General features: G+C 73.3%; 9 protein-coding genes. 6 read left to right on the forward strand and 3 right to left on the reverse strand.

The features are described from left to right. Nucleotides 1–78: 78 nt before the first annotated feature. Both KR546_RS17265 and lpdA read left to right on the forward strand, forming a co-directional pair. Nucleotides 79–1,572, forward strand: a complete 1,494-nt coding sequence (locus tag KR546_RS17265) for a dihydrolipoamide acetyltransferase family protein (RefSeq protein ID WP_238445964.1) — start codon at nucleotides 79–81, stop codon at nucleotides 1,570–1,572. Nucleotides 1,573–1,577: 5 nt separating this feature from the next. Continuing rightward, nucleotides 1,578–3,002 carry a dihydrolipoyl dehydrogenase gene (gene lpdA / locus KR546_RS17270; protein WP_238445965.1) on the forward strand — a complete coding sequence of 475 codons (1,425 nt, stop codon included), beginning with the start codon at nucleotides 1,578–1,580 and terminating at the stop codon, nucleotides 3,000–3,002. A gap of 83 nt (nucleotides 3,003–3,085) precedes the next feature. Here the strand turns inward: lpdA and KR546_RS17275 are convergent, their stop codons facing one another. Both KR546_RS17275 and KR546_RS17280 read right to left on the reverse strand, forming a co-directional pair. Beyond that, nucleotides 3,086–3,571 carry a pyridoxamine 5'-phosphate oxidase family protein gene (locus tag KR546_RS17275; RefSeq protein WP_238445966.1) on the reverse strand — a complete coding sequence of 162 codons (486 nt, stop codon included), beginning with the start codon at nucleotides 3,569–3,571 and terminating at the stop codon, nucleotides 3,086–3,088. A gap of 73 nt (nucleotides 3,572–3,644) precedes the next feature. After that, on the reverse strand, nucleotides 3,645–4,772 hold the full coding sequence (locus KR546_RS17280) for an iron-containing redox enzyme family protein (protein WP_238445967.1): 1,128 nt from the start codon (nucleotides 4,770–4,772) through the stop codon (nucleotides 3,645–3,647). A 214-nt stretch (nucleotides 4,773–4,986) separates the two neighbouring features. Between KR546_RS17280 and KR546_RS17285 the strand changes: the two genes are divergently transcribed. From KR546_RS17285 to KR546_RS17300, 4 genes are read left to right on the forward strand one after another with little or no spacing between them, the layout of a single operon-like run. Next, a complete protein-coding gene (locus KR546_RS17285; RefSeq protein ID WP_238445968.1) occupies nucleotides 4,987–5,940 on the forward strand; it encodes a Rho termination factor N-terminal domain-containing protein in 954 nt (317 codons plus the stop codon). Between the two features lie 40 nt (nucleotides 5,941–5,980). Further along, nucleotides 5,981–6,163 (forward strand): hypothetical protein, encoded by a 183-nt coding sequence (locus KR546_RS17290; RefSeq protein WP_238445969.1) that lies wholly within the window; start codon nucleotides 5,981–5,983, stop codon nucleotides 6,161–6,163. Between the two features lie 5 nt (nucleotides 6,164–6,168). Further along, nucleotides 6,169–6,348 (forward strand): hypothetical protein, encoded by a 180-nt coding sequence (locus KR546_RS17295; protein ID WP_238445970.1) that lies wholly within the window; start codon nucleotides 6,169–6,171, stop codon nucleotides 6,346–6,348. Beyond that, on the forward strand, nucleotides 6,338–6,631 hold the full coding sequence (locus KR546_RS17300; RefSeq protein ID WP_238445971.1) for a hypothetical protein: 294 nt from the start codon (nucleotides 6,338–6,340) through the stop codon (nucleotides 6,629–6,631). Before KR546_RS17295 ends, KR546_RS17300 begins: the two co-directional genes overlap by 11 nt. A gap of 100 nt (nucleotides 6,632–6,731) precedes the next feature. Here the strand turns inward: KR546_RS17300 and KR546_RS17305 are convergent. Continuing rightward, the coding region (locus KR546_RS17305) for a DsbA family oxidoreductase (RefSeq protein ID WP_238445972.1) at nucleotides 6,732–7,159 on the reverse strand (428 nt) is incomplete at its 5' end.

Genomic DNA, 7,159 nt, shown 5'->3' on the forward strand with positions numbered 1-7,159 from the left:
GCAGCGACGACACTGAATCTGAGCCCCGGACCCGTCCTGCGGGATCCTCGGGGCCGTGGCGAGCACAGGAGCACCACCATGGCCGAAACCTCCGTCCGCGACTTCAAGCTCCCCGACCTGGGTGAGGGTCTCGAGGAGGGCGAGATCGTCGAGTGGCACGTCGAGGTGGGTGACGTGATCGAGCTCAACGCGACCGTCGCCTCCGTCGAGACCGCCAAGGCGATCGTCGACGTCCCGTCACCGTTCGCCGGCACCATTGTCGAACGCGTCGGTGACCTGGGCCAGACCATGGAGGTCGGCACGGTCTTCCTGCGCATCGACGTCGGTGGGCCGGAGGGTGCCGTCGCCGGTGATGCGCCGGCTCCGGCCGGTGATGACGAAGCCGCCCAGCCCGACGCGGAGATGGCCGAGTCGGCGAGCGAGGACATGGTCCCGTCGACGGGACTGGACGCAGAGAGCGAGCCGCAGCCCCTGGTCGGCTACGGCGACCGGGGTGGTGGCGGCGGTGGTCGCCGTCGGCGGCGCCGCGGTGGCGACGCGGCTGCCCAGGTCGAGGCGTCGGAGGTCGAGGACGCGGCCGTGCTGGCCAAGCCGCCGGTCCGCAAGCTCGCCAGGGACCTGGGGGTCGAGCTCGCGTCGATCGCCCCGGGCAGCGGTGACGGTGGCGTGATCACCCGCGACGACGTGCGCGCCGCCGCGGCGGCCGACATCGTGGCCACCCAGGCCCCCGTGGAACAGGACCAGACCGAGCAGGCCGTCTCGGCCCCGCGCCCGGAGCCGTCCGCACCGGCCGCCGACGTCCCCGTGTTCACCGGGTCGGCCGGCGAGAAGGCCGTGCCGGGGTTCCGCGGTCGTACGCCCGGCGAGGTCGAGCAGGTGCGTGGTGTCCGCAAGCGCATCATCGCCAAGATGGAACAGTCGCGACGGGAGATCCCCCACGCCCTGTGCCGCACCGACGCCGACCTGACCGAGCTGTGGGAGGTCCGCAAGCAGCTCACGACGGCCGCACGAGCGGAGGGCTACGACGTCAAGATCACGCCGATGGCGCTCGTGATGCGTGCCACCGTGCTGGCCCTGCGGCGGTTCCCGACCCTCAACGCGAGCTTCGATGTCGCTGCGGGCGAGCACGGGTCGATCACGCTGCACGAGCCGATCCACCTGGGCGTCGCCGTCGACACCGACCGCGGGCTGATGGTCCCGGTGATCGACGACGCGCATGCGAAGTCCACCCTGCAGCTGGCGGCCGAGGCCGCCGCGCTGGCCGCGAAGTGCCGGGACGGGTCGATCACGCCGGGCGAGCTGACCGGTGGGACCTTCACCGTGGACAACTACGGCTTCTTCGGCAACGACGACGGCAACCCGATCATCAACACGCCCGAGGTCGGCATCCTCGGCATGGGCGCCATCCGCGAACGGCCGTGGGTCGTCGACGGCGAGATCGTGGCCCGCCGGGTGTGCTCGTTCACGCTGGCGTTCGACCACCGCGTCGCCGACGGTGGCGAGGCCGGTCGGTTCACGACCTACGTCGCCGAGCTGTGCCAGTCGCCCGCGAACCTGCTGCTGCACCTGTGAGCGCGGTGGCGGACGGACGGACCTTCGACGTCGTCGTGGTCGGCGGTGGGCCGGGCGGATACGCGACCGCGTTCCGCGCGGCGGCGCGCGGGCTGGACGTGGCCATGGTCGAGCAGGCCAAGGTCGGCGGGACCTGCCTGCACTGGGGCTGCATCCCGTCCAAGGCGTCGTTGCACGTCGCCGAGCTGCTCGAGGAGGTCGAGCGTGGCCCCGTCATGGGGCTGGACCTGACGCTCAACGGGATCGACGGTGACGAGCTGGCGGCCTTCCGACACGGTGTCGTGGACCGGCTCCACAAGGGCCTGGTCGGGCTGGCCCGCCAGCGCACGACACTGTTCGAGGGCCGCGGCCGCCTGGTCGAGGCCGGCGTCGTCGCCGTGACCGGGCCGGACGGCGAGGAGCAGCGCGTCGAGGGCCGCCACGTGGTGATCGCCACCGGCTCGCGGGTGCGTGGGCTGCCCAGCATCGAGGTCGACGGCAGGGTCGTGCAGACCTCCGACGACGCGGTGCACTTCACCGAGGCACCGGGCCGGGCCGTCATCATCGGCGCCGGGGCGATCGGCATGGAGTTCGCCTCGATGTGGGCGCCGATGGGCACCGAGGTCACGATCGTCGAGGCACTGGACCGGGTCCTGCCACTGGAGGACGCCGACGTCTCCGACGCCGTCGCCAAGGCCTACCGGTCGCGTGGCATCGACGTCCACACCGGCGCGACCGTCTCGGCCGTGGAGGTCGACGGCGACGTGGCCACGGTCACGATCGACGCGGACGGCTCGACCACGACGCTGGAGGTCGACTGCGTCCTGGTGGCGGTCGGCCGGGCACCCCGGACCGACGACCTCGGGATCGACGACCTGCTCGACGACCGCGGGTTCGTCGTGGCCGATGCGTACGGCGCCACGGCCACCGACGGCGTGTGGGCGGTCGGTGACGTCCTGCCCACCCTGGCGCTCGCCCACGCCGCGTTCGTCGAGGGCTTCGTCGTCGCCGACCGGATCGCCGGCGTCGACGACGTCGTCCCGGTGGACCACACCCACACGCCCCGGGTCACCTACTGCCACCCGGAGGCGGCCTCGGTCGGCCTGACCGAGGCCCAGGCGGTCGAGCAGCACGGGGACGAGGCCGTCTCGTCGACCACGGTGTCGCTGATGGGCAATGCCAAGGGCATCATCGCGGGCTCGAAGGGCTTCGCCAAGGTCATCGCGCTGCGCGACGGCCCCGGGGTCGCCCCCGGCGCCACCGGCGAGGTGCTGGGGGTGCACGTCGTCGGCCCGCACGCCACCGACCTGGTCGCCGAGGGTGCACTGGCCACGTCGTGGGGTGCCCTGCCCGAGGAGCTCGGCGCGATCAGCCACGCCCATCCGACCCTCTACGAGGCCCTGGGCGAGGCCTGGATGTCCGCCGCCGGCCTGCCCTTCCACGTCCACTGACGCGCGCGGTCACCCGGCCCAGGCAGGCGGCAGCGCGCTGGCCGCCGCGAGGGTCTACGTCGGCTGCACCGCGCTGACCATCGTCATGATCGCCCTCGGGTGAGGTCCGCTCGATCGCCTGCCGCCTCGCGTGGTCTCGCCCAGTGGCGCCGGATCGGCTCGCCGTCGACGTACTCCGTCGCGAAGGCATCGTCGAGGGACAGCTCGAACAACACGTAGCGGTCGGCCGGGTCGTAGGTGGCGTGCGCGACGGCCTCGGCCCGTACGTCCGGGTCGGTGACCGGGCGACCGTGTCCGCGGACCCGGAACTCGCCACTCCCACCCGCGTGGTCCTCGACCGGGCCGTGCAGGGCGTAGCCACTGCCGCGCTCGAGGTCGCGGCCCTTGGGCGAGGTGGGCTCCATGAACACGAACAGGCGCCCCGGCGCGAGGATCGGCGTGACCGGGTGGACGCGAGGCGCGCCGTCCTCGCCGACCGTTGCGAGGAACGAGGGACCACCCCCACCGAGTCGTGCCGCGCCGAACCGTGCCAGCTCCGGCTCCGCGTCCTGGAGGTCCTGCCAGCCCATGCCGCCTCCTGACCGGTCGTGGACGACTGCCACGAGGATGCCTTCCCGCGCCACCGGTCGCCACCCGACAGGGTCAGGACCGGTCGCGGGGATCCTCGGCAGGCACCGGCTCGGCCTCCTGGCCGGGTGCGGCGTCGATCGTCGGGAGCGGCTGGCGCAGGGCGGATCGTCCGGCCTCCCACGCGTCGAGGGTCTCGTCGGTCGCCAGGGCCTCGAGCGCCTCGAGCGCAAGCGCCCCGAACGCGACGTCGCGGGCCAGCCGGGGGTCCTGTTGGACCAGCCCGCCGGCAAGTGCTTCGGCCGCCACCGTCTGGTGGTGGGCGTCGGCGACGACGTGGGTGTCGTAGAACAGTCGGGTCCACTCGTCGAACCCCAGGCGCCGCAGTGCGGCGCTGAGCGTCGCCATGATCGGGGGCGACGCCATCTCGAACAGGGCGAGGTGGCCGACCGCGGCCCCACGCCAGCGTCGGTGCAGGCCGAACAGCGAGACCAGTGACACCCCGGACAGGGTCGTGGCCCCGACCAGGTCGAGGTGCGCGCCGTAGGCGGGCTCGAGCCCGAGCCGTTCCATGGTCAGTGCGAACAGCTCGGCGTGGACGTCCTTGGCGACGCCCTGGCCGTACTCGTCGGCCTGGATCTCGACCAGGGCAGCCTTCGGGATCCCGTGGAGTCGGGGGATGGCCCACGTGTGCGCGTCGGCCTCCTTGAGCTGGTACGGCGAGCGCAGGACGGCCTGCTCCCGCAGGTGGACCAATTCACCGTGCTGCTCGCACCACGCCGACACCGACCGTGCCTCGCCATGACCGGCGAACTGGGACTTCAGGAAGGCGGTGATGTCACCGACGTCAGGCACCTCGCCGACGAGCTCACGCACCCTGGCCAGGAACCGTCGTTCGAGCTCGGCCCGCATGGCCAGCAGGCCGGGATCCCACTCCCACCCGTCGTCGACCCCCTCGATGCCGCGGTAGTGCAGTTCGTAGCACAGGTACAGGGCGAGTGCCGCGTCCTCGCCCGTCACCGGGTCGTCCTGGGGCAGCGGGCCGGCGTACGTGCCACCCGGCCGTCCCGCGAGGTGGTCGAGCAGGGCAGCGGTGGCAACTCCCCGTGGCTCGGGCACCGGGCTGGGACCACCGGACATGACCGTCGGGCGGCCGTCGGGGAGGCGGCGCTCCGGGGCGCTGGCAGGGGTCGTCGTGCTCATCAGGTGTCCGTTTCGAGCCCGGACACGGTCGGCCGTGGGCTCGATGACGAACGGTACGAGGCGGCGTCCGGTCCGGTCGTCCGGTCGCTGCCCCCCCGTCCGGCCACCCACCGGACGGGGGGCCCGCCACCCCCCGTCCGGACTGCGGGGAGGGCCCGGCCTGCTTCGCGTGCGTCTCGACGACCTCTCGACGACCCCCCCGACGGAGGATCCCATGGCCGACACCGGACTGCTGAACCGACTTGCGCACGGCTTCCGCGACCTGCCCCGCAACACGGCATGGGTCGCCGCCAAGGTGATGGGGCCACACGACGACAACGGCACCGCGTCGGACGACGGACCGGTGGATCGACTGGGGGACCGTGCGCGTGACGCCGCGTCCGCCGTCGCCAGCGGTGGTCGCGACGCCGCCCGCCGCGCCGGTGCCGGGATCAAGGACGCGGTCCCCGGCGCCGACGACTCGGTCGAGTTGCGCCTGCAGCGCGCCCGCGAGGCCGCCGCACGTGCCCGCGAGGCCGAGGACCGAGCCGTGGAGTCCGCGGAACTGGCCCAGGAGCAGGCGGCACACGTCGAGGAGGTCGACCAGGCCGAGGACGACCGGCTCGACGAGGTCCGCGCCACGCAGGACAAGGAGGTCGATGACCAGGTCGCCCAGGCCCGGGCCGAGGCCGACGAGCAGGTCGAGGCCGCCCGCCGGGACGCCCGGGAACGAGCCGATGCAGCGGTCGCCGACGAGGAGCAGGTTGCAGAGCAGCGCCGCGAGGCCGCCCGGCTCCGGGCAGAGGCGGCCCAGCAGCAAGCCGAGGACGACCTGGTCGCCGCCGGCGACGCCCTGGCCGAGGCCCGGTCCCTCGCCGACGACGCGGCCAGGGCCGCCCGTGAGGCCGCCGACCGGGCCCGCAAGGAGGCCGAGGAGCTCGCCGCGGACGCCCAGCGGGACGCCGACGACGTCGAGGCCGAGGTCGCCGCTGCGGAGGGGTTGCAGTCGGACGTCGCCGACGCCACTGACGAGCTGGCCGACGAGCTCGCTCGGCACGGCGCCGGCGGCGAGCTGGACGAGCTCACCAAGGACGAGTTGCTGGACCTGGCGATCGCCGCCGACGTCAGCGGTCGTTCGAGCATGACCAAGCAGGAACTGGTCGACGCCCTGAACGGCACCTCGTCGTGACCGACTGCCGACCCGCCCCCGACCACGAACAGGAACGCGCATGAACCCCTTCCGCCGAGCGAAGCCACGGACCCCGTGGGAACGCGTGACCGACATGGTGACCGATCCCTCGACGACGCGAGCGGGCAAGCGGGGGCTGCTGGCACTGGGCGCCGTCGTCGGAGCGTCGATCGCCAGTGCCCTGGTCTCGACCGTTCGCGACAACCAGGAGCAGTCGTCGTGAAGTAGGTGACCCTGGCCGTGTTCGGTGCTGGCTACGTCCTCGGGACGAAGGCGGGACGTGAACGCTACGAGCAGTTGCGCGTGGCGACCCGGCTCGCGGCCCAACGACTGGAGGAGTACGGCGATCGTGGGCGAACGACGAACGGTGCCACGTCCGACGCGGCGTCCGGTTCGCGTGGCGACTGACCGCGACGCCGACCTGTCGGCGGGCGTGGTCGTCGAGACCGACCTGGTCGCACGGCTGTTCGGTCTGCGGCTGTTGCGCCTGTCGGGGACGGTGCTGCTGCTCCCGGCCCGGACGGTGGACGATGTCGAGGTGGCGGTCCGTCCGACCCGTGGGGACGCACGACGGTCCGGGGCAGTCGATCCTCCGGGGACCCGCCTGGCCGCCGTGGCCCGACGACTGGACGACAACGCCAGCCGCCTGGCCCGCGCCGCGACCGGTCCTGGCGCCGACGCCGGATCCTGACCCGGCTCGCGGGCCTGCGAACGCCGGCGCCCGAGTCGCTCACGCTCGGCCCCGGGTCAGGCGACGCCGGTCCACCACCGCACACGACGACGGGCCGAGGTCACACCCGGCAGGAGTCGCCGACGCATGCCTCGTCCGGGCCGTGGTCGTGTCCGGCAGGAACTTCCTGCGGTTGCCGGCCGCCTGTGTGCACCTGGTCCAGTGCCCGGACGAGCACGTCGACGGGTTGGGCACCGGACAGCCCGTGGGTCCGATCGAAGACGAAGAACGGGACGCCGCGGATGCCGAACTGGCGCGCGAGGGCCTGGTCGGCCCGCACGTCGTCGGCGTGTGCACCGGAGTCCAGGACACGGCGGACGTCGTCGGCGTCCAGCCCGCCCTCCGACGCCAGCCGCACCAGCTCCGCGTGGTCGGCGACGTCCACGCCCTCGGTGTGGTAGCCGGCCAGCAGGCGTGCCTTGACCTCGTGCTGTCGACCGTTCGCGGCGGCGTGGTGCAGGACCCGGTGGGCGTCGAAGGTGTTGCCGG

Source organism: Salsipaludibacter albus (assembly GCF_019798055.1).
Lineage (GTDB): Bacteria > Actinomycetota > Nitriliruptoria > Nitriliruptorales > Nitriliruptoraceae > Salsipaludibacter > Salsipaludibacter albus.

Coding starts and splice junctions, on each gene's coding strand:
- KR546_RS17265 (WP_238445964.1), top strand. CDS start 79: ATGGCCGAAACCTCCGTCCGCGACTTCAAGCTCCCCGACCTGGGTGAG.
- KR546_RS17275 (WP_238445966.1), bottom strand. CDS start 3,571: ATGGGCTGGCAGGACCTCCAGGACGCGGAGCCGGAGCTGGCACGGTTC.
- KR546_RS17280 (WP_238445967.1), bottom strand. CDS start 4,772: ATGAGCACGACGACCCCTGCCAGCGCCCCGGAGCGCCGCCTCCCCGAC.
- KR546_RS17285 (WP_238445968.1), top strand. CDS start 4,987: ATGGCCGACACCGGACTGCTGAACCGACTTGCGCACGGCTTCCGCGAC.
- KR546_RS17290 (WP_238445969.1), top strand. CDS start 5,981: ATGAACCCCTTCCGCCGAGCGAAGCCACGGACCCCGTGGGAACGCGTG.